The 20,960-nt window shown below is 72.0% G+C and carries 21 protein-coding genes; 9 read left to right on the forward strand and 12 right to left on the reverse strand.

Annotated features, from left to right (window positions below; translation table 11 throughout):
• Positions 1–55: 55 nt before the first annotated feature.
• Both ABD106_RS09700 and ABD106_RS09705 read right to left on the reverse strand, forming a co-directional pair.
• Positions 56–613 carry an RES family NAD+ phosphorylase gene (locus ABD106_RS09700; protein WP_343919813.1) on the reverse strand — a complete coding sequence of 186 codons (558 nt, stop codon included), beginning with the start codon at positions 611–613 and terminating at the stop codon, positions 56–58.
• Positions 613–978, reverse strand: coding sequence for a hypothetical protein (locus ABD106_RS09705; RefSeq protein WP_343919815.1), 366 nt, complete (start codon positions 976–978; stop codon positions 613–615). Before ABD106_RS09705 ends, ABD106_RS09700 begins: the two co-directional genes overlap by 1 nt.
• A 145-nt stretch (positions 979–1,123) precedes the next feature.
• Here ABD106_RS09705 and ABD106_RS09710 point away from each other — a divergent pair, with 145 nt between their 5' ends.
• From ABD106_RS09710 to ABD106_RS09730, 5 genes are all read left to right on the forward strand, one after another.
• Complete coding sequence (locus ABD106_RS09710) at positions 1,124–1,555, forward strand: iron chaperone (protein ID WP_343919817.1); 432 nt, start codon at positions 1,124–1,126, stop codon at positions 1,553–1,555.
• Positions 1,556–1,664: 109 nt separating this feature from the next.
• The gene (locus tag ABD106_RS09715; RefSeq protein WP_343919819.1) at positions 1,665–4,211 is read left to right on the forward strand and encodes an ATP-dependent Clp protease ATP-binding subunit; all 2,547 of its coding nucleotides are present in this window, start codon (positions 1,665–1,667) and stop codon (positions 4,209–4,211) included.
• A 113-nt stretch (positions 4,212–4,324) separates the two neighbouring features.
• The gene (locus ABD106_RS09720; protein WP_343919821.1) at positions 4,325–4,741 is read left to right on the forward strand and encodes a methyltransferase domain-containing protein; all 417 of its coding nucleotides are present in this window, start codon (positions 4,325–4,327) and stop codon (positions 4,739–4,741) included.
• A gap of 72 nt (positions 4,742–4,813) precedes the next feature.
• Entirely contained in the window at positions 4,814–5,758 is a 945-nt protein-coding gene (locus ABD106_RS09725; protein WP_343919823.1) for an FAD-dependent oxidoreductase, read from the forward strand.
• A gap of 96 nt (positions 5,759–5,854) precedes the next feature.
• The gene (locus ABD106_RS09730) at positions 5,855–7,474 is read left to right on the forward strand and encodes a DHA2 family efflux MFS transporter permease subunit (RefSeq protein ID WP_343919825.1); all 1,620 of its coding nucleotides are present in this window, start codon (positions 5,855–5,857) and stop codon (positions 7,472–7,474) included.
• Here ABD106_RS09730 and ABD106_RS09735 read toward each other — a convergent pair.
• From ABD106_RS09735 to paaA, 9 genes are all read right to left on the reverse strand, one after another.
• Positions 7,452–9,599 (reverse strand): RecQ family ATP-dependent DNA helicase, encoded by a 2,148-nt coding sequence (locus ABD106_RS09735; protein ID WP_343919827.1) that lies wholly within the window; start codon positions 9,597–9,599, stop codon positions 7,452–7,454. The genes ABD106_RS09730 and ABD106_RS09735 overlap by 23 nt on opposite strands.
• Before the next feature lie 36 nt (positions 9,600–9,635).
• Complete coding sequence (locus tag ABD106_RS09740; protein ID WP_343919829.1) at positions 9,636–10,250, reverse strand: DUF805 domain-containing protein; 615 nt, start codon at positions 10,248–10,250, stop codon at positions 9,636–9,638.
• A gap of 62 nt (positions 10,251–10,312) precedes the next feature.
• Entirely contained in the window at positions 10,313–11,038 is a 726-nt protein-coding gene (locus tag ABD106_RS09745) for a maleylpyruvate isomerase family mycothiol-dependent enzyme (protein WP_343919831.1), read from the reverse strand.
• 42 nt (positions 11,039–11,080) lie between these two features.
• On the reverse strand, positions 11,081–11,854 hold the full coding sequence (locus tag ABD106_RS09750; protein ID WP_343919833.1) for an enoyl-CoA hydratase/isomerase family protein: 774 nt from the start codon (positions 11,852–11,854) through the stop codon (positions 11,081–11,083).
• 48 nt (positions 11,855–11,902) lie between these two features.
• Positions 11,903–13,030, reverse strand: coding sequence for a 1,2-phenylacetyl-CoA epoxidase subunit PaaE (gene paaE, locus ABD106_RS09755; protein ID WP_343919835.1), 1,128 nt, complete (start codon positions 13,028–13,030; stop codon positions 11,903–11,905).
• A gap of 16 nt (positions 13,031–13,046) precedes the next feature.
• Positions 13,047–13,550, reverse strand: coding sequence for a 1,2-phenylacetyl-CoA epoxidase subunit PaaD (gene paaD / locus ABD106_RS09760; protein ID WP_343919837.1), 504 nt, complete (start codon positions 13,548–13,550; stop codon positions 13,047–13,049).
• A 2-nt stretch (positions 13,551–13,552) separates the two neighbouring features.
• Entirely contained in the window at positions 13,553–14,404 is an 852-nt protein-coding gene (gene paaC / locus ABD106_RS09765) for a 1,2-phenylacetyl-CoA epoxidase subunit PaaC (protein WP_343921040.1), read from the reverse strand.
• A gap of 116 nt (positions 14,405–14,520) precedes the next feature.
• Complete coding sequence (paaB, locus tag ABD106_RS09770) at positions 14,521–14,826, reverse strand: 1,2-phenylacetyl-CoA epoxidase subunit PaaB (RefSeq protein WP_343919839.1); 306 nt, start codon at positions 14,824–14,826, stop codon at positions 14,521–14,523.
• 134 nt (positions 14,827–14,960) lie between these two features.
• Positions 14,961–15,941: a 1,2-phenylacetyl-CoA epoxidase subunit PaaA gene (paaA, locus tag ABD106_RS09775; protein WP_343919841.1), complete on the reverse strand. Its 981-nt coding sequence runs from the start codon at positions 15,939–15,941 to the stop codon at positions 14,961–14,963.
• 119 nt (positions 15,942–16,060) lie between these two features.
• On the opposite strand from paaA, the gene paaI reads away from it, so the two are divergent.
• The 3 genes from paaI (at position 16,061) to ABD106_RS09790 (ending at position 18,708) form a co-directional block, all read left to right on the forward strand.
• Positions 16,061–16,528 carry a hydroxyphenylacetyl-CoA thioesterase PaaI gene (paaI, locus tag ABD106_RS09780; protein WP_343919843.1) on the forward strand — a complete coding sequence of 156 codons (468 nt, stop codon included), beginning with the start codon at positions 16,061–16,063 and terminating at the stop codon, positions 16,526–16,528.
• Between the two features lie 104 nt (positions 16,529–16,632).
• Positions 16,633–17,946 carry a phenylacetate--CoA ligase PaaK gene (paaK, locus tag ABD106_RS09785; RefSeq protein ID WP_343919845.1) on the forward strand — a complete coding sequence of 438 codons (1,314 nt, stop codon included), beginning with the start codon at positions 16,633–16,635 and terminating at the stop codon, positions 17,944–17,946.
• Positions 17,947–18,099: 153 nt separating this feature from the next.
• Positions 18,100–18,708: a TetR/AcrR family transcriptional regulator gene (locus tag ABD106_RS09790; RefSeq protein WP_343919847.1), complete on the forward strand. Its 609-nt coding sequence runs from the start codon at positions 18,100–18,102 to the stop codon at positions 18,706–18,708.
• Positions 18,709–18,711: 3 nt separating this feature from the next.
• Here the strand turns inward: ABD106_RS09790 and ABD106_RS09795 are convergent, their stop codons facing one another.
• Positions 18,712–19,944, reverse strand: coding sequence for an ATP-binding protein (locus tag ABD106_RS09795; RefSeq protein ID WP_343919849.1), 1,233 nt, complete (start codon positions 19,942–19,944; stop codon positions 18,712–18,714).
• 307 nt (positions 19,945–20,251) lie between these two features.
• Between ABD106_RS09795 and ABD106_RS09800 the strand changes: the two genes are divergently transcribed.
• The gene (locus ABD106_RS09800; RefSeq protein WP_343919851.1) at positions 20,252–20,941 is read left to right on the forward strand and encodes a transglycosylase family protein; all 690 of its coding nucleotides are present in this window, start codon (positions 20,252–20,254) and stop codon (positions 20,939–20,941) included.
• The last annotated feature ends 19 nt before the right edge of the window (positions 20,942–20,960 follow it).

The following is a 20,960-nucleotide window of genomic DNA, read 5'->3' on the forward strand; positions in this document are numbered from 1 at the left end:
CGGTTCGGTCAGGTTCGGCCAGCGCGCGTGTGCTGCTGCGATCCGCGCCCGCCGCTCACGCGGGCGGTCTGCGATCGATGTGTCGCACGATCAGTCCGGCGGCTGCGGAAACCGCCGCGTGATCGATGTCGAGCTTCTCGATCGCCGTGCAGCGCAAGCCGTGCTCAGCGGGTTCGAACACCGCGAGGTTCATGAGGCTCGGATGGTAGTGCGAACCCCAGCTGATGCCGTCGAAGTCGGCATCATGGACGGCGGCCGCGATGGCCTGCGTCCGCCGAGGGTCTCGAGCGGTCACCTCCGACACGCGGACGTCGAAGTCGCTCAGCACCCGAGGATCGTCGAAGTCCGCGAGCCGCAGGCTGTCCGGCAGCTCGAAGGCGCCGAGTCGGCGATCACGGGGGTCGTCCGTGAAGAGCACAGGGCGCCAGACCGCGAAGCCGCCGTACACCTCGCTGACCGCGCCCTCCGCGGTCTGGGAGAAGTACCCGGTCGCGTAGGACGCGGGGTTGTCCCACCGGCCTGAGCCCTGGTGCATCCGATCGATGAAGGCCGGGTGCCCGGGTTCACCCACCGCTGCATCCTCGCGGTACGAGAAGATGCGGAAGACCCGCATCAGGCGTACACGCCCGCGAGCTCGCCCTCCAGCGCAGCCAGCACCTCCGAGACCCGGCCGCTCCGCAGCATGTCCTTCGGCGTCGCCCCGCCGAGGTAGGCGTTGTCGCCAGCGAGCCAGTCGCGGATGGTCTCCGCCGGCCATGTGCTGACGTACTTCGTCGCGACGAGCGCCAGGTCGTCGACGATGCGCCGAGCGCTCGGGGTCGGGGTGCTCTCGCGCTTGAGCCACCGACCGGGCTGCGAGCGATGCACCTCGAGCAGATCGGCCAGCGCGGTCGCAGAGCCGGCGGTGGCGATCGCGATGCGGAGGCGCGCGTCGTCGCTCGCGTGCACCGCTCCAGCGAGGTCGAGCTGCATGGTCATGGCTCCAGCATACCGCGCGCAACAAATCTGTCGCGCGATCGCTCGGTCAGGATCGGAGAAGCGCCCGGCGCCCTCAGCGACCATGATCGATACCAGCGCGCGAGCCGCGCCGACGCATCCGACCATCCGATCCGTGGAGGAACCCATGGCAGACGACAAGCTCTCCGACGTCGAGCGCGAGGCAGTGAAGCAGCGCGCCGCCGAGCTGAGGAAGCAGTCCAGCCGCAAGGGCGGCAGCAAGAAGGAGAAGGACCGCCAGGACGCGATCGAGGCGATCGAGGGGCTCCCCGAGCCCGACAAGGCGCTCGCGCAGATGGTGCACGAGGTGGTGTCGGAGGTCGCACCCGACCTCGACCCGAAGACCTGGTACGGCTTCCCGTCGTACGCGCGCGACGGCAAGGTGCTCGTCTTCTTCCAGCAGGCCTCGAAGTTCGACGAGCGGTACTCGACGCTCGGCTTCCAGACCATCGCCAACCTCGACGACGGCGACATGTGGCCGACGTCGTACGCGCTCATCGCCGACACTCCGGCGGTGCGCAAGCGCATCGCGGAGCTCGTGACGAAGGCCATCGCCTGACGCGCGGGTGATCCGTTCCGGCGATCCGGGAATGCCATCGCCCCCACAGGTCGTTCATACTTGAGTCGAGCAGACTCAAGTTCGACGGATCACTTTCGAGGGGATGCACATGGCAGCCATCTATGGCCCGGTCGGCGACGGATCGTTCGACGACTTCATCGCGCGGATCCTGCAGGGTCAGCGCGTGCCCGCGCAGCGCGCGGTCGACCTCTCGCGCCTCGTCTCGCGGCGCACGAGCTCGGTCATGGCGAGCGCGGTCGAGTACGCGAGGCAGCACCGGCACGCCGAGGTCGACGCGCTGCACCTGCTGCGCGCCCTGCTCGAGCTGCCCGAGGTCGCGACGGCGGTGCGCGGCACCGGCGCAGACGACGACGCCCTGCGGTCTGCGATCGAGGGCCGCATGCCGGCCGACGGCGAGCGCGAGGTGGGCGGCCCGCCGAGCCTCACCCCGTCGGCGCAGCGCGCCCTGCGCGACGCCTACCAGATCGCTCGCGCGAACGGCTCGAGCTACATCGACCCCGACCACCTGTTCTTCGCGTTCCTCGTCGCCGGCGACACCGCCGGCGGCAGCCTGCTGCAGGAGGCGGGCATCACGCCCGAGGCGCTGCAGCGCGCGGCGAGCCAGGCGCAGCGCGACGCGATCGAGGCGCAGCAGGCCCGCACGCCGGGGAAGGCGGTCGACCCCTCGTCGACGACGCCGACGCTCGACGAGTACGGCATCGACCTCACCGCGCGCGCCCGGGAGGGCAAGCTCGACCCGGTGATCGGCCGCGCGGACGAGATCGAGCAGACGATCGAGATCCTCTCGCGCCGCACGAAGAACAACCCCGTGCTCATCGGTGAGGCCGGCGTCGGCAAGACGGCGATCGTCGAGGGGCTCGCCCGCGCGATCGTCGAGGGCGAGGTGCCGAAGTCGCTCATGCACAAGCGGGTCGTCGCGCTCGACCTCACCGCGATGGTCGCCGGCACGCGCTACCGCGGCGACTTCGAGGAGCGCATCACGAAGGCCATGGACGAGATCACCGCGCACCGCGACGAGCTCATCGTCTTCATCGACGAGCTGCACTCGATCCTGGGCGCGGGCGGCGGCGGCGAGGGCGGCATGGACGCCGCGAACATCCTGAAGCCGCGGCTCGCGCGCGGCGAGCTGCACATGATCGGCGCCACGACGCTCGCGGAGTTCCGCCGCATCGAGAAGGATGCCGCGCTCACGCGGCGCTTCCAGCCCGTCATGGTGGGCGAGCCGAGCGTCGAGGACGCCGTGCGCATCCTCGAGGGCCTCGCCCCCGCCTACCAGGAGCACCACCGCGTCGCCTACACGCCCGAGGCCATCCGCGCCGCGGTCGAGCTCTCGCACCGCTACATCAGCGACCGCTTCCTGCCCGACAAGGCGATCGACCTCATCGACCAGGCCGGCGCGCGGCTGCGCCTGCGCCTCGGCGCGAAGGTCGACGTGGATGCGCTGACGAAGGAGCGCGAGCACCTCGACGACCTCAAGCGGCAGGCCGTCGCCGCCGAGGAGTTCGAGGAGGCGACGCGCCTGCGCGACCGCATCGCGGCCATCCAGGCATCGATCGACTCGGGCTCCGGCGAGGACGGCGTCGTCGACGAGGAGGAGATCGCCGAGGTCGTGGCCCGCGCGACCGGCATCCCCGCGGCGCGGCTCACCGAGGGCGACCGCTCGCGGCTCGCGCGCCTCGAGGAGGAGCTCCATGAGCGCGTCATCGGTCAGGAGGATGCGGTGGGCGCGGTCGCGAAGGCCGTGCGGCGCTCGCGGTCGGGGCTCGGCGACGCCGATCGCCCGATCGGCTCGTTCCTCTTCCTCGGGCCCACGGGCGTCGGCAAGACCGAGCTCGCGAAGGCGCTCGCGTCGAGCCTGTTCGGCGCGGAGTCGGCGCTCGTCCGCTTCGACATGTCGGAGTTCGGCGAGAAGCACACGGTCGCGCGCCTCATCGGCGCCCCTCCCGGCTACGTCGGCTACGACGAGGCGGGGCAGCTCACCGAGCGGGTGCGGCGCCAGCCGTACTCGATCGTGCTGCTCGACGAGATCGAGAAGGCGCACCCGGACGTCTTCAACCTGCTGCTGCAGGTGCTCGAGGACGGCCGGCTCACCGACGGCCAGGGCCGCACGGTCGACTTCCGCAACACCGTCGTCATCATGACCTCGAACCTCGGCGGCGAGTTCCTCGCGTCGAAGGCGGGGCCGATCGGCTTCCAGGCCGGCGACGGCACCGGCTCGCCCGACGAGCTGCGCGCGAAGGTCATGGGGCGGCTGCGCGAGCAGATGCGGCCCGAGCTCATCAACCGCATCGACGAGATCGTGCTCTTCCACAAGCTCGAGCGCGAGCAGCTCCAGCAGATCGTCACGCTGCTGCTCGACCGCGTCGGCGACCGGCTCGCGGCGCAGGAGCTGCGGCTCGACGTGTCGGATGCGGCGCTCACGTGGCTCGCGGAGCACGGCTACGAGCCCCAGTACGGCGCGCGTCCGCTGCGCCGCCTCATCCAGCGCGAGGTCGAGGACCGGATCGCCGATCTCATCGTCGGCGGCCTCGAGTCGGGCACGGTGCGCGTCGACGTCGCGGGCGACGAGCTCACGGTCGAGGCGAGCGAGGCGCGCGAGGTGAGCGAGGCGGAGCCGGCGACCGCCCTCGGGTAGCGCTTGCGGCGCGCGCGCCATCGATCGACGCGAACCCCCGGTGCCGAGGCGCCGGGGGTTCGCCCTTGCGCAGTGCCGTCCGTCGCGGCCATGCTCTCTGGACCGGAGGCGTCATGGCAGATCTCTCACCGCGGCTCGCGGCCGTGCTCGAGGCGCTGCCCCTGCGACCGGGCCTGCGCGTGCTCGAGGTCGGCTGCGGTCCCGGTGCGCTCGCGCGGGCGATCGCGAAGCGGGTGGGGCCAGACGGCTACGTGCTCGGCATCGACCGCTCGCCGCTCGCGATCTCGGCGGCCGAGAGCGTCTCCGACCACGGCAGCCTCGACTTCCGCGTCGGCGCCGTCGAGCAGTTCCGCCTCCGCCGCGGCGAGGCGCCCTTCGACCTCGTCGTCGCCATCCGCGTCGGCGCGCTCGACGGCCGCCACCCCGAGCTCGAGGCGGCGGCGCTCGCGAGCCTCGCGGCCGCGACCGTGCCCGGCACATCCGTCTACATCGACCGCGGCGACCCCCTCGAGGCCATCCCCCTCCACTGACCTCGATGTCGCCAATGGTCGAACAGCGCGATAATGCCGCTGAGTGACCACAGGCGACGTCGAGGAGCAGGGATGAGCGAGCGGATCGCCGTCATCGGAGCCGGGGTGATCGGGCTGTCGATCGCGCACGAGCTGGCGAGCGCGGGTCGCGAGGTCACCGTGCTGGCCGACCTCGAGCCGCTCGAGACCACGTCGGCGGTCGCCGGCGCCGTCTGGTTCCCCTACGCGGCGGAGCGCTCCGCCGCGGTCGACGCGATGCTCGCGAGCACGCTGCGCCGCTTCACCGCCATCGCTGCCGAGCGGCCGGAGGCGGGCATCGACCTGCGCACCGGGGTCATCGTCGAGCGGTCGGAGCCCGACCGCTCGTGGACGGCGTGGGCGCGCGCGACCGAGGTCGACGCATCCGAGCTGCCACCGGGCGCGACGGGCATGCGCACGACCGTGCCGCTCGCGACCATGTCGCTCTACCTGCCGTGGCTGCGGCAGCGGTGCGAGGCGCTCGGCGTGCGGTTCGAGCAACGCGCGATCGACGACGTGGATGCGCTCGCGCGCGACGTCGACGTCGCCGTCGTGGCCGCCGGGGCGCGCGGCGGCTCGCTGCTGGGCGACGACGCGAGCGTCGTGCCCGTGCGCGGTCAGGTCGTGCGGGTGGAGGACCCCGGCGTGAGGGAGTTCGTGATCGACGACGAGAACCCCGCGGGGCTCACCTACGTGCTGCCGCGGCGGGACTGCCTCGTGCTGGGCGGCACGCACGAGGAGGGCTCGACCTCGCTCGAGCCGGATCCGGCGATCGAGGCGGGCATCCTCGAGCGCTGCGCCGCGCTCGTGCCCGCCGTCGCGGGGCAGCGCATCCTGTCGCGAGCCGTGGGGCTGCGGCCCGGTCGTGCGCGGCTGCGCATCGAGGAGGTGCCCGGTCGGGCGCTGCGCGTCGTCGCCGCGTACGGGCACGGCGGCTCGGGGATGACGCTCTCGTGGGGCACCGCCGAACGGGTCGCGGCCCTGCTCGGCGAGGTGTGAGTCCGCCCTCACATAGGAAGCCTGGCTAACATGTTTCGGTCGAGATGCCTCCGGCCTGCATGAGCTGCCCGCGCATCCGCCGCACGAGGAGCACCCATGAGCCGCAGCACTGAGCCCGTCACGACCGACCGCTCCGTGCGGTACCGCTGGTGGGGGCTGCTCGCCATCAGCCTCGGCGTCGCGCTCATCATCATGGACTCGACGATCGTCTCGGTCGCGATCCCCGCGATCGTCGACGACCTGGCCATCTCGAGCACCGAGATCCAGTGGGTGCAGGAGATCTACACGCTGCTCTTCGCTGCGCTGCTGCTCACCTGGGGCCGGCTCGCCGACCGCGTCGGCCGACGCCGCATGATGCTCATCGGCGTCGTCATCTTCCTCGTCGCGAGCGTGCTGTGCGCGATCGCCGACAGCGGCGCCGTGCTCATCGCCGGCCGCGCGCTGCAGGGGCTCGGGGGATCGATGATCCTGCCGACCACGCTCGCGCTGCTCAACGCCAACTTCCACGGCCGCGAGCGCGGCATCGCCTTCGCCGTCTGGGGCTCGACGATCGGCGGCATGGCCGCGATCGGCCCGCTCGTCGGCGGCTGGCTCATCGAGAACGCCAGCTGGCGCTGGGCCTTCGGCATCAACATCCCGGTGGGCGTGCTCATCATCGCGGGGCTCCTGCTGTTCGTCGCGGAGTCGCGCGAGACCCGGACGGGCGCCGTGCAGCGGCTCGACCTCGTGGGCGCGCTGCTGTCGATCATCGGCTTCGGCGCGCTCGTGTTCGGCCTCATCGAGGGCCGCAGCTACGGCTGGTGGACGGCCCAGGACGAGGCGCCGTTCGACATCGCGGGCATCTCGCCCGTACCGCTCGCCTTCGCCGTCGCCATCGCGGCGCTCACCGCGTTCGTGCTCGTCGAGCGCGCCCGCGGCAAGGCGGGGAAGGGCGTCATCCTCGACCTCTCGCTCTTCCGCATCCCATCGTTCGCGAACGGCAACGTCACGGCCCTCATCGTCAGCTTCGGCGAGTTCGGCCTCATCCTGTCGCTGCCGCTGTGGTTCCAGAACGTGCTCGGCTACACCGCGTTCGAGGCGGGCCTCGCGCTCGTGCCGCTCGCCGCCGGCTCCTTCCTCGCGAGCGGTGCCGTCGCCGGCCTCGCCCGACGGCTGACGCCGGTGGTCGTCGTGCGCATCGGCCTCGTGCTCGAGATCGCGGCGATCGCGGCCCTCGCCCTGCTCATCCGGCCCGACAGCACCGCGTGGCTCACCTCGCCTGCGCTCTTCGTCTACGGCATGGGCGTCGGGCTCGCGACCGCGCAGCTCACGAGCGTCGTGCTCGCGGATGTGCCGGTCGAGCGCAGCGGGCAGGGCTCGGCGACGCAGAGCACGGCTCGTCAGACCGGTTCGGCGCTCGGCATCGCGGTGCTCGGCACGGCGTTCTTCACGACCCTCAAGGTCGGCACCGAGGACCGGCTCGCCGACGCCGTCGCCGCCAACCCGATGCTGCAGCCGCTCGTCGACTCGGTGAACGCGAGCTCGGGCGGCAGCATCGCGGCACTCGCGGCAGACCCGCAGACGGCGTTCATCGCCGACGCCGCGCGCGCCGCGATGACCGACGGCACGTCGCTCGCGGCATGGGTCGCGGCCGCGGCGCTCGTCGTCGGACTGCTGTCGAGCCTGCGGATCCGTCCGTCGGTCGAGGCGCCCGTCACGCCTGCAGAGCGAGGCTGAACGGCAGCACGGCGGATGCGCCGGCGCCGCGCAGCAGGCGGCCGGCGACCGTGATCGTCCAGCGGCTGTCGACGAGATCGTCGACGAGCAGCAGTGGACGGCCCGCGCAGCCCTCGAGGGCGGTCGCGAGCTCGGGCTCGATGCCGAACCGGTTCCAGACGCTCGACAGCCGGTAGGCGCTGTTGCCGCCAGGCTCGCCCGATGGGCCGCCGTCGACGAGGCTCAGCGTGCCGAGGTGCGGGAGGCGGCCGAGGTCCGACAGCGCGCGGGCGACCGAGTCGACCAGCTGCGGTCGGCGGCGGGACGGCATGCTGACGATCGCCGCCGGGCGCTCCTCCCAGTCCCACTCGGCCAGCACCCGGATGCACGCCTGGATGAGCGCGGGGCTCGCGGGCGCGTCGGGGGTGCCGGGCGAGAAGAGGCCGCGGAGGGTGCCGCCCCAGCCGAGGTCGGTGAGCCGTGCGAGCGCCCGCCCGGGCGCGACGCGATCGGTCTGCGGGATCGAGCCCTTGACCGGCACGCCCAGCTTGTCGGCGCCCGTGGGCCACTGGGCGCGCGGCTCGATGACGACGCCGACGCGGCTGAGCGACTGCGTCGCCTGACCGCTCGCCTCCTCGCGCACATCGGTCGGGTACCAGGCCGGCTGTCCCGCCGCGGCGGCGCAGTTGTCGCAGCGGCCGCAGGGCGCCGCGGTGTCGTCGTCGAGCGCGCGCTGCAGGAACTCCATGCGGCAGCCGCTCGTGCGCTCGTACTCGAGCATCGACCGCTGCTCCTGCACGCGAGCGGCGGCGATGCGCTCGTAGCGCTCGGCGTCGTAGACCCACGGCTGGCCGGTGGCGACCCAGCCGCCCGTGACGCGCTGCACGGCGCCGTCCACGTCGAGCACCTTGAGCAGCAGCTCGAGCGGCGAGCGCTTGAGATTGACCCTCGCCTCGAGCGCCGGCGTCGACAGTGGCGCCCCCTCGAAGGCGAGCTCGTCGATCACGGCGAGCGCCTTCCGCTCGTCGGGCATCGACGACGTCGCGAAGTACTGCCAGATCGCCTCGTCCTCGGGTCCGGGCAGCAGGAGCACATCGGCGCTCGCGGCCCTGCCGGCGATCATCGCCGCCCGGCCGGCACGACCGACCTGCTGGTAGTAGGCGACCGGCGACGACGGCGCTCCCAGGTGGATGACGAATCCGAGGTCGGGCTTGTCGAAGCCCATGCCGAGGGCGCTCGTCGCGACGAGGGCCTTGACCTCGTTGCGCTTGAGGGCCTGCTCGAGCCCTTCGCGATCGCCGGCATCGGTGCGTCCCGTGTAGGCCTGCACCGCGTGTCCCGCGTCGCGCAGCAGCCGAGCGGTGTCGTCGGCGGCCGAGACCGTGAGCGCGTAGATGATGCCCGAGCCGGGCAGATCGCCGAGGTGGCTCAGCAGCCAGCCGAGCCGGGCGCCGGCGTCGGGCAGCCGCAGCACGCCCAGGCGCAGGGATGCTCGGGCCAGCGGTCCGCGGATCGTCACGACCGGTTCGCCGCCGGCGTGCTCGAGCTGCTCGGCGACGTCGGTGACGACGCGCGAGTTGGCGGTCGCGGTCGTGGCGAGCACGGGGACGCCGTGCGGCATCTCGGCGATGAGGTCGCGCAGACGGCGGTAGTCGGGGCGGAAGTCGTGTCCCCAGTCGGAGATGCAGTGCGCCTCGTCGACGACGAGCAGGCCCGTGCGGGGGATGAGCTTCGGCAGCTGCTCCTCGCGGAACCGCGGGTTGTTGAGGCGCTCGGGCGAGACGAGGAGCACGTCGACCTCGTCGCTGTCGAGCTGCTGCAGCACCTCGCCCCACTCGTGCGGGTTGGCCGAGTTGATCGCGACGGCGCGCACGCCGGCGCGCGCGGCGGCCTCGACCTGATCGCGCATGAGGGCGAGCAGCGGGGAGACGAGCAGCGTGGGTCCCGCGCCCTGCCGGCGCAGCAGCAGGGTCGCGACGAAGTACACGGCCGACTTGCCCCAACCGGTGCGCTGCACGACGAGCGCGCGCTGACGGTCGGCGACGAGGGCCTCGATCGCCTCGAACTGGCCCTCGTGGAAGTCGGCATCGGGCGAGCCGACGAGCGTGCGCAGGATCTCGAGGGCGTCGTCGCGGGTGCTCGTCACGGAGTCCAGCGTGGCAGGTGCCGCTGACAGGCGACGCTACTGCTGCTCGGACCCCTGGCTGAAGGGGTGCTGCGTCGGCTGGCTGTACTGCTGCGGCTGCTGCCCGTACGGCTGCTGCCCGTAGGGCTGCTGTCCGTAGGGCTGCGGGTAGCCGTAGGTCGCCATCTGCGCGCGGTACGCGGGGTCGTACTGGACGCCGGCCGGGCTCGAGGGCAGCGCGCACATCACGAGCGGCACGATGCCGAAGCCGACGAGCGAGGCGAGGGCGATCGCGCCGTGGAAGTTCGCGTCCTGCAGGCGTCGCCACATGACCGCGTAGGTCGGCAGCAGGAGCGCGAGCGCTACGACCAGCAGGAGCGCGAGCCAGCCGACCATCGCTCCGAGGGGCCCCACGATCGCTTCCGGAGGCGTATTGCTCCCGAGACGCTCATCGAGCTCGATCGTCCGCACGATGAGCTGCACGTAGGCGATCCAGAACGGGATCTGCACGACGAGCGAGACGAGGAAGGTGAAGAGCATCGCCCACCAGAACTCGCTCCGGCTCGCACGGCCGGAGAAGACGACATAGCCGCGGAAGAAGCGCTTGATGGCCTGCCCGAACGACGCTCCGTAGAGGGGCTGGCCGACGGGGACGGCGGTCGAGATGCTCACCCATCCAGTCTGGAGCACGACGGGCGCCGCGCGCGCCGCGCGCGTGGGCAGATCTGCCCGCGTCAGGGCGTGATGCCCGCGCGCAGCGTCGCCTCGGCGAGCGAGCGGTCGCCCTCCACCGTCACGCCGGGTGCGGCTAGCCGATCCTCGTCGGGCACCCCGCGACCCCAGGCGAGGAGCGCGAGCGAGCGCGCGGGACCGCGCACGACCGTGAGGGGAGCGTCGGCCGGAGCGCCCGCGAGCTCGAGCACCGCATCCGTCTCGATCGGCGCGAACGCGATCCGCGTGGGCGGCGGCGCGACGCGGTCGAGCCGCAGCTGCCGCGGGTGCATGACGGTGACCACCTCGTCGAGGCAGTCGAGCCACAGTGCGTCGTCCGCGTCGACCTGCTCGCCGATCGCGGTGCGCAGGTCCCACAGGTGCACGAGCGTCTCGAGCACCTGCCGGCGGTGCCAGAACGCGACCGTGCCGGACTGCTGCTCACGAGGCACGCTGTCGTCGAGCAGCGTCCATGCCCGAGCATCCGGGTCGAGCTCGGCGAGCGTCTCGCGCAGCTCACGTGCGCACGAGTCATAGAGCTCGGCCAGGTCGAAGGGCCCGCGACCGAGCGGCTCCTCCTGCCGACGCCGAGCCTGCCCCGCGGCCCAGTGGTGGATGCGCGCGACGTGCACGACGAGCGACTGCACCGTCCAGCGACCGAGCCACGGGATGGGCACGGCCGGGTCGGCGCGGCGGGTCGTCTCGAGGAATCGCGCCTGCAGGTCGGCGAGCGCGGCGAGGTGATCCATGGCCGAACGGTACCGGCCACCGGCGACGAGGCCGGGCCGCGACTACGCGCGGCCGGTGAAGGCCGGGGAGCGCTTCTGCTGGAAGGCGGCGAAGCCCTCGCGGAAGTCGGCGGTCTGCGCGAGCGCGGCCTGCGCGATGTTCTCGGCGTCGACCGACTGCCACAGGCCCATCCGCTCGTCGCGGAGCCCGCGGATGATCTCCTTCGAGGCGATGTACGCGAGCGTCGGGCCGGCAGCCGCGTGCGCCGCGGCCGACCGGGTCGCCGCGAGCACCGCGTCGTCGGGGAACGACTGCGAGAACAGCCCGAGCGCGACCGCCTCCGCGCCGGTCATGAGCCGACCGGAGTAGATGAGGTCGAGCGTGCGGTGCGCGCCGAGCCGCTCGTAGAAGAGCGCGTGGCCGCCGGAGTCGAGCGTCGCGCCGAGCGCCGCGAACGGGCTCCCGACCTTGGCCGACTCGGCGACGTAGACGACGTCGGTCGCGACGAGCAGTCCGAGGCCGATGCCGAGGCACGCGCCGTGCGCGACGGCGAAGGTCGGCGCCGGGAACGCCGCCATCCGCTGCAGCGTGGGCTGCAGCCGGTCGCGCAGGAAGCCGATCGCGTCGTCGGTGCGCGGGTCGACCTGCGAGATGTCGCGGCCGGCGCAGAACGCCTTGCCCTCGCCGCGCAGCAGCAGCGCTCGCACGCCGGCGCGCTCGGCCTCGCCGTACGCATCCGCCAGCTCCTGGAGCGCGGATGCGTCGACGGCGTTGCGCTGCGCGGGCGCGTTCAGCACGACCTCGGCGACGCCGTCGGCGATGGTGAGCTCGATCATGCGGGGGACTCCTTCGTCGCTGACGCCGGTCATCGACCGGCGAGGGGGCTACACGTCGTAGTCGACGACGAGCTTCATCGTGTCGGGCTTGGGGTGCGACTGGCACGTGAGCACGTAGCCGCGCTCGATCTCGTCGGGCTCGAGCGCGTAGTTCTCGGTCATGCTGACGCTGCCCGAGACGACCTTCGCGCGGCACGTGCCGCACACGCCGCCGGCGCACGCGAACGGCACGTCCGGCCGCACGCGGAGCGCCGCGTTGAGGATCGACTCGCGCGCCGAGATGGGCGACTCGACCTGCGTCGACTGGCCGTCGAGCGTGAAGTCGAGCGTCCACGTCTCCTCGCCCGCGTCGACCTGCACGGGTCGGCCGCGGTCGCCGCCGGCATCGACGGGCTTGCCGGTCGTGAAGAGCTCGAAGCGCACGTGCGCCGGGTCGACGCCCTTCCCCTCGAGCACATCGCGGCACAGCTGCACGAGCTCGAACGGACCGCACAGGAACCACTCGTCGACCGACTCGGGGCGGATGAGCTCGGTGAGGATGCGCTCGAGCCGCTCCTCGTCGATGCGGCCCGACATGAGCGGCGCCGCGCGCTGCTCGCGCGAGAGCACGTGGTGCAGCGCGAGCCGCGCCGGGTAGCGGTCCTTGAGGTCGGCGAGCTCCTCGATGAACATGACGTCGAGGGTCGAGCGGTTCGAGAACAGCAGCGAGAACGTCGACGTCGACGAGCGCGAGAGCACCTCGTGGGCGAGCGCCATCATCGGCGTGATGCCGCTGCCCGCGGCGATGCCGACGACGTGCGCGCCGTCGACCTGCTCGAGCGCCGACGTGAACGTGCCCTGCGGCACCATCACGTCGATGCGGGCGCCCGGCTGCAGCTCGGCGTTGGCCCACGTCGAGAAGCGGCCGCCGAGGTCGCGCTTGATCGCGACCGAGATCGAGCCCGGGGTCGGGGGACGGCAGATCGAGTACGAGCGGCGCACCTCGTGGCCATCGATCATCGCGCGCAGCGCGAGGTGCTGGCCGGCGCTGTAGCCGAAGTCGTCGTGCAGCTCCTCGGGCACCGCGAAGGTGACCTCGACGGCGCTCTCGGTGAGCGGTCGCACGGCGGCGACCTCGAGCTCGTGGAAGCGGGCGCGCTTGCGCGACGTGCTCGAGCCCAGGTTGATCGCGGCCATCAGTGCCCTCCCATGGTCAATGCACCTTGAAGTGGTCGAAGGGCTCGAGGCACGCGAGGCACTCGAAGTGCGACTTGCACGCTGTCGAGCCGAAGCGCGAGACCTCGCGGGTGCGGAGGCTGCTGCAGCGCGGGCACTTCACGCCGAGCGAGAGCGGGATGGGCCCCGAGCGCTCGCCCGCGCGGTGCGTGGGCGGCGCGATGCCGTACTCCTCGAGCTTCGCCTTGCCGGCCTCGCTCATCCAGTCGGTGGTCCAGGCGGGCGAGAGCGTGAAGTCGACGCGCACGTCGCGGAAGCCCTCCGCGGTGAGCGACAGCAGCACGTCGTCGCGCATCTGGTCGATCGCCGGGCAGCCCGAGTAGGTGGGGGTGAGCGTGACGACGGTCGTCTCGCCCTCGATGCGCACATCGCGCAGCACGCCGAGGTCCTCGATCGTCAGCACGGGCACCTCGGGGTCGAGCACGCCCGCGGCGATGCGCCAGGCTCGGTCGCGCAGCTCGGTGGCGGATGTGGTGGCCATCATCACCACGTCGCTCCCGGGTGGCGGCGGGCCAGCACCTGCATCTCGGCGAGCAGCGGGCCGAGGTGCGTGGAGTGGTTGCCGTGGCGGCCGCCGCCGGACGACTGGCCGACCTTCCGGTTCGTGTACTCGGCCTCGGTGATCTCGGCCTCAGCGAGCACCGCGTTCCAGACACGAAAGAACCCGGCGCGCAGGCTCGACGGGCGCGGCGCGATGTCGCCGAGCCGCTCGTGCAGCTCGTCGTCGCGGAAGAGCTCGTCGGTGTACGGCCAAGTGTCGGTGAGCGCGACGAGCAGGCGGCGGCGCGACTCCTCGGTGCCGCCGGCGAGCCGGAGCGTCCACTGCACGGCGTGGTCGCGGTGATACGCGACCTCCTTGACCGACTTCGCTGCGATCGCGGCGAGCGACGCATCCGTCGACCGCGCCAGCGCGGTGTAGAGCTCCTGCATCCAGATCGACGCGATCAGGCCGCGCGCGATCGTGTGCGCGAAGTCGCCGTTCGGCTGCTCGAAGAGCCACGCGCAGCGGAACTCGTGCTCGTCGCGCCAGTAGGCGAGGTCGTCCTCGCTCCTGCCCGATGCGGTGCCCGCGTAGTGCAGCAGCGACCGCGCGTGCCCGAGCAGGTCGAGCGCGATGTTGCCGAGCGCCATGTCCTCCTCGAGCTCGGGGGCGCGGGAGATCCACCAGCCGAGCCGCTGGGAGAGGATGAGCGCGTCGTCGCCGAGCCGCATCGCGTACTCCGCGACGTCCGGGCTCGCGATGCTCGACGCATCCGCACCGGTCAGCTCGGCCGTGAGGTGCAGCTCGTCGACCGAGACGTCGCCGTGCACGTCGGCGGCCTCCGCGTCGTGCATCGCGGCGATCGCCGCCGCGTCGCGCGGCGCGGTCTTCGCGGGCGCGCTGGGAGCGGTCGGCTGCGCGGCGTCGTCGACGGGCGCGGCGTTGAGCTCGGCGTCGTTCAGCTGGGCGTTCACAGGTGGGGGACCTCCGCGCTCTTCTCGTAGTACTTGGCGTGGCGGTAGTTCTTGCCGGCCGGGCTCTCGAAGAAGGCGCCCTTCTGGTCGGGGTCGCTCGTCGTGATCGCCGTGGAGCGGGCGACCCACACCGACACGCCCTCGTTGCGGCGCGTGTACAGGTCGCGCGCGTTGCGCAGCGCCATGTCGTCGTCGGGCGCGTGCAGCGAGCCGACGTGCACGTGGCTCAGCCCGCGGTTGGCGCGCACGAACACCTCGTACAGCGGCCAGCCCTCGCCGGGCACCTCACCGGGTGTCGACATCTTCGTCTCCTTCAGTCCTCGTGCAGTTCTCGGTGGGTGGTCACGACACGTCGTGCGGCGATGCTCGTCGACGGCGCGTCGTGACCACCCTGGGGCGGGTCAGCGGCGTGTCGTGACCACCCAGGGGTATGGGGTCAGGCGGCGACGCGGTCGCGCGCGGCCTGCTTCTCGGCATAGGCCGCCGCAGCCTCGCGCACCCACGCGCCGTCCTCGTGGGCGTCGCGGCGGTGCTGGATGCGCTGCGCGTTCGCGGGACCGCGGCCGGCGAGCACCTCGTTGAACTCGGTCCAGTCGATCTCGGACATGTCCCACTCGCCGCGCTCCTCGTTCCAGCGCAGGTTCGGGTCGGGCAGCGTCAGGCCGAGCACCTCGACCTGCGGCACGAGCATGCCGACGAAGCGCTGGCGCAGCTCGTCGTTCGAGAAGCGCTTGATCTTCCACGCCATCGACTGCGCCGAGTTGGGCGACTCGTCGTCGGGCGGGCCGAACATCATGAGCGCCGGCCAGTACCAGCGGTCCACGGCCTCCTGGGCCATCCGGTGCTGCTCGGGGGTTCCCTGGCTCAGCTCGAGCAGGATCTCGAAGCCCTGCCGCTGGTGGAACGACTCCTCCTTGCAGATGCGCACCATCGCGCGGCCGTACGGGCCGTAGGAGGCGCGGCACAGCGGCACCTGGTTGCAGATCGCGGCGCCGTCGACGAGCCAGCCGATCGCACCCATGTCGGCCCACGTCGGCGTCGGGTAGTTGAAGATCGACGAGTAGCGGGCGCGCGACTCGATGAGCTGCTCCGTCATCTCGTCGCGGCTGATGCCGAGCGTCTGCGCGGCGGAGTAGAGGTAGAGCCCGTGGCCGGCCTCGTCCTGCACCTTGGCCATCAGGATGGCCTTGCGCTTGAGGCTCGGGGCGCGCGAGATCCAGTTGCCCTCGGGCTGCATGCCGATGATCTCGGAGTGCGCGTGCTGCGAGATCTGGCGGATGAGCGTCTTCCGGTACGCCTCGGGCATCCAGTCGCGCGGTTCGATGCGCTGGTCTGCCTCGATGAGCGCGTCGAAGCGAGCCTGCAGCTCGGCCTCGGGGGCGCCGGTTGCGGATGCGTCTGGTGCGGTGAGCGTCATCGTCGACTCCGTCTCCTTCGGTTCGGAATTAGTGACCGAACGTTCAGTAAGTCTATACTCGGTCACGGCGCCCCTGCAATGGGGTCGCAGAACGAGCTCGATGACGCAACGGAGCGCGCATGCTGGAGACGCATCAGGACCGGATCTCGCGGGACGAGACCTGGCTGGCCACGATCATGGCCGAGACCGATCGGGCGAAGGAGGCCTTCGGCATCGAGATCGCCGAGCTCGAGCGCGGCCGCGCCGTGCTCACGATGCCGATCACCGACGCGATGGTGAACGGTTTCGGCATCACCCACGGCGGCCTCGTCTTCACGCTCGCCGACACCGCCTTCGCGTACGCCTGCAACGAGGATGCGACGGTCACCGTCGCATCCGGCGCCGACATCACGTTCGCGAAGGCCACCCACGCGGGCCAGACGCTCACCGCCACGGCCGAGCGCCGCTGGAAGGCGGGTCGCAACGGCATCTACGACGTCACGATCGTCGACGAGACCGGCGAGACCGTCGCCGAGTTCCGCGGCCGCTCCTTCTCCACGAACCGCCCCGCTCCGACGACGCCCGGCGGCGCCGGCGGCCCCGCCTGAACCGACCGCCTGACGTCGAGCTTCCCCCAACCGCGGACTCTCGCCCGCAAGACCCGGGGTTCAGGGAAGCTCGGCACCATCTATGAACGAGGAAGTGGGCAACGATGCTCGACCAGACCACCGCATCCGATGACCTCCGCGACGCCGGCGAGCGACTCTCGCTCGACGAGCTCCGCGCGCTGCAGCTCGAGCGGCTCCAGCAGACGGTGCAGCACGCGTACGCGAACGTGCCGACCTACACGCGCAAGCTCGACGAGGCCGGCGTGCACCCGGACGACATCCGCTCGCTCGACGACCTGCAGCGCCTCCCCTTCACCACGAAGGAGGACCTGCGCCAGTCGTACCCGTTCGGGATGTTCGCGGTGCCGATGGAGCAGGTCGCGCGCATCCACGCGTCGTCCGGCACGACCGGCCGCCCGACGGTCGTCGGCTACACGAAGGCCGACCTCGAGGTCTGGTCGGAGGTCGTCGCCCGATCGCTGCGCGCCGCGGGCGTGCGCCCCGGCATGAAGGTCCACAACGCCTACGGCTACGGCCTCTTCACGGGCGGCCAGGGTGCCCACGCGGGCATCGAGCGCCTCGGCGCCACCGTCATCCCCGTCTCCGGCGGGCAGACGACGCGCCAGGTGCAGCTCATCCGCGACTTCGAGCCCGACGCGATCATGTGCACGCCGTCGTACCTGCTGACGATCGCGGATGCGTTCGAGGAGGCCGGGCTCGACCCGCGCGAGACCTCGCTCAAGGTCGCCATCTGCGGGGCCGAGCCGTGGACGAACGAGATGCGGCTCGAGCTCGAGCGCCGGATGGGCCTCGACGCCGTCGACATCTACGGCCTGTCGGAGGTGATGGGCCCGGGCGTTGGCAGCGAGTTCGCGTCGACGAAGGACGGCCCGACCATCTGGGAGGACCACTTCCTGCCCGAGGTGATCGACGGCGACACCGGTCGGCAGCTCGCCGACGGCGAGGTCGGCGAGCTCGTGTTCACGTCGCTCACGAAGCAGGCGTTCCCGGTGCTGCGCTACCGCACGCGCGACCTGACCCGGCTGCTGCCGGGCTCGGCGCAGTCGACGATGCGCCGCATCGAGAAGATCACCGGCCGCAACGACGACATGCTCATCGTGCGCGGCGTCAACATCTTCCCGACCCAGATCGAGGAGATCGTGCTCGAGATCGAGCACCTGACGCCGCACTTCATCCTCGAGCTCGTCAACCGCGGGCGGATGGACGGGCTGGTCGTGAAGATCGAGTGCACGCCGGGCGTGAAGCCGGTCGTGTCGACCGCCGCTGCCGAGATCCTGAAGCTGCGGGTCAAGGAGCGGATCGGCACGACGGTCGACGTCGAGGTCGTGCCGACCGGCTCGCTGCCGCGCTCGGAGGGCAAGTACAAGCGCGTGTACGACCTCCGCGGTGGCGCGTGACGCAGTCGCCACGGGGGTGGTCACGACACGCCGCGCTCGCGGCGCGGGGTGGTCACGACACGCCGTGTCGGCGCCTCTCTGCACGGCGTGTCGTGACCACCCGCCTCGGCCGGGTGGCCTCGCGGCGAGGCGGCGCACTGGGAGGATGAGCGGATGAGCCAGCAGATCGTCGCCCGTCGCGGCCGCCCCGGCTACGATCGCGACTCGATGCTCGAGGTGGTCGTCGCGGCGTTCAACGAGCGCGGCTACGACGCGACCTCGCTCGGCGTCCTCGCCGAGCGGCTGGGGCTGTCGAAGTCGGCGATCTACCACCACTTCGCGTCGAAGGAGCAGATGCTCGAGGTCGCGCTCTCGAAGGCGCTCGACGCGCTCGAGGCGGTCTTCGACGCACCGGAGGCGACGACGGGGCCGGTCGTGAGCCGCATCCGCTTCGTCATCCGCGGAGCGGTGATCGTGCTGTGCGAGCACAAGCCCTTCGTGACGCTGCTGCTGCGGCTGCGCGGCAACACCGCGATCGAGCTCGAGGCGATGCGGCGCCGCCGCGAGATCGACCGCAAGCTCGGGCTGCTGTTCGAGGCGTCGCGCGACGAGGGCACGCTGCGTGCCGACATGGATCCGCGCATCGCCGAGCGGCTGACCTTCGGCATGGTGAACTCGATCGTCGAGTGGTACCGCCCCGACGGGCCGATCACGCCCGAGCAGCTCGCCGACTCGGTGCTCGAGCTCGTGCGCACCGGGCTGCGGGAGCCCGCGTCGCTCTAGCGATCAGCTGACGTCGGGCCAGTCGCTCGTCAGGTAGGCCTCGACGGCGCGATGGCGGAACGAGTACAGCCGGCCCCGGTCGATGATGCCGCGCACCGTGTCGAGGCGCTGCGACGTCGGGCCCGCATCCGTCACCTTCGCGTAGCCCATCTCGGCCGCGATGCGTGTGAGCTTGCGCTCCTGCGGCGGCACGGCCGCCATCGCCTCGACGAACGCCCGTTCGCGCTCCGGGAGTCGGGCGAGGATGCGCTCGACGTGCGCGACCGCCTCGCGCTGGGCACCGCGCCACCCGCGCAGCGCCTGCTCGCGCGTGATGACGGGGCTCCGATCGGCGTTCCAGGCGTGCTGGCCGGCGAGCTGGAAGAGGAACGGCTCGCCGCGGCAGATCTCGATGATCGCGCTCGCGGCGTCCGGTTCCATGCGGATGCGCGTGCGGCCGCCGTCGGGACCGGGCACCTCCCATCCCGGGAGGACGAACTCCTGCAGCGCCTCGGCGAGGTCGTCGTCGTCGATCGGGGCGAGCACGGTCGTCCGGAACCGGCGAGCGAAGGTCGCGCCCTTGAGGGCTCCCGCCCGATCCTCGAAGTCGGGCAGGCCCGTGAGGTAGACCGCGATCGGCAGCCCGCGACGCACCTGCGCTCCGCCCGGCGCTGCGACGCGGATCTCGTGCGTGATCGCATCGCCGAGCGCGATGAGCAGCTGCGAGAGGGCCCGCTCGTCGGTGATGTTCTGCACCTCGTCGATGTGGAGCATCGCCACGACGTCGCGAGCGATCGCCGCGCGCCCCACCTCGACGAGCAGCTCGGTGAGCGCCACGTGGGGCTCGGGGCCCTCCTTCTGCTGCAGCGTCAGGGAGAGGCCGCTCGCGGCGACGGTCTGCACGCGGTCGAGCAGGCCCTCGATCGCGCGCTCGCGGGCGGCGGGGAGGCCTGCCTGCGCCGCGAGCGCCAGGACCGCTGCCGCGACGAGCTTCAACGGGTCCGAGCCCAGGGGCACGCGCAGCTGCGGCGTCACCCAGTCGCCGCTCCGCTCGGCCTGCTGCGCGATGCGGCGGACGAGCGACGACTTCCCGAGCCCCGGCTCGCCGAGGATGGTGCGGCCGCGCTCGGGCAGCCCCTTGAGCAGCCGCGGGCGCACGACGTCGCGCCAGTCGCTCAGCTGGGCGGTGCGACCGGCCCAGACCTCCGGCACGATGTCCGAGCCGGGGCTGAACGGGTTCTCCACGGGATCTCGCACGACGATAACCTTATCAAGCCTTCGGTGCGTTGATAAGGTTATCAACGGTCGCGGCGTGCGGAAGAGCGGTCCGCTGCACCGCAATGCCGCAACGCCGCCGCAGCGGGTACGCGGAGGCACGCAGACTTCGCCGCAGCGACACACCACTTGTTACCAAATCGTGATCTTCGGTAGTGTGGACGACTTGAACCGCGAAGGACGGCCGTCGCATCCGCCCCGAGAGTCCTTCGTGCCATCGAAACGATTTGCACCGGTCGGGCGGTCGCATGCGCTCAGCGCGTGCGAGACGGGGCTGTGGAGTTCAATCGTGAGCAAGCAGACCATCACCCGTGCCCGCCGCTCGAAGCGCTACGTCGCCGGCCTCGTCGCCACGGGCGTCGCGACCGTCGCAGGAGCAGTGCTCGTGCCGACGGCGGCGAACGCGGCATCCGACGCCACCTGGGACGCGCTCGCGCAGTGCGAGTCGAGCGGCAACTGGTCGATCAACACCGGCAACGGCTACTACGGCGGGCTGCAGTTCTCGCTGTCGACGTGGCAGGCCTACGGCGGCTCGGGCAACCCGGCCGACGCATCCCGCGCCGAGCAGATCCGGGTCGCCGAGAACACGCTGGCCGGCCAGGGCTGGGGCGCATGGCCCTCGTGCTCGGCGCAGATCGGCGCGAGCGGTGCCGCAGAGCCCCGCGCGGCAGCACCCGCGCAGCAGGCCGCTCCCGCGCCGGCGAGCCAGGCGGCGCCGGCTCCGGCCGTAGCGCCCGCCGCTCAGGCGGCGCCCGCAGCGCAGGCCGCCCCCGCCCAGCAGGCGCCCGCCCTGCAGCTGCCCGACGTCCAGCCGGGCGACGAGCGCTACACGGTCGTCCCGGGCGACACGCTCTTCGAGATCGCCGAGGCGCAGGCCGTCGACAGCGGCTGGCTCGGCATCTTCGCCGTCAACCAGCAGTCGCTCTCGAACCCCGACCTCATCATGGCCGGCCAGGAGCTCGTGCTCCCGGCCGAGTAGGTCGAACGACGAACGGCGG

This window comes from Agrococcus citreus, assembly GCF_039527715.1.
GTDB classification, from domain to species: Bacteria; Actinomycetota; Actinomycetes; order Actinomycetales; family Microbacteriaceae; genus Agrococcus; species Agrococcus citreus.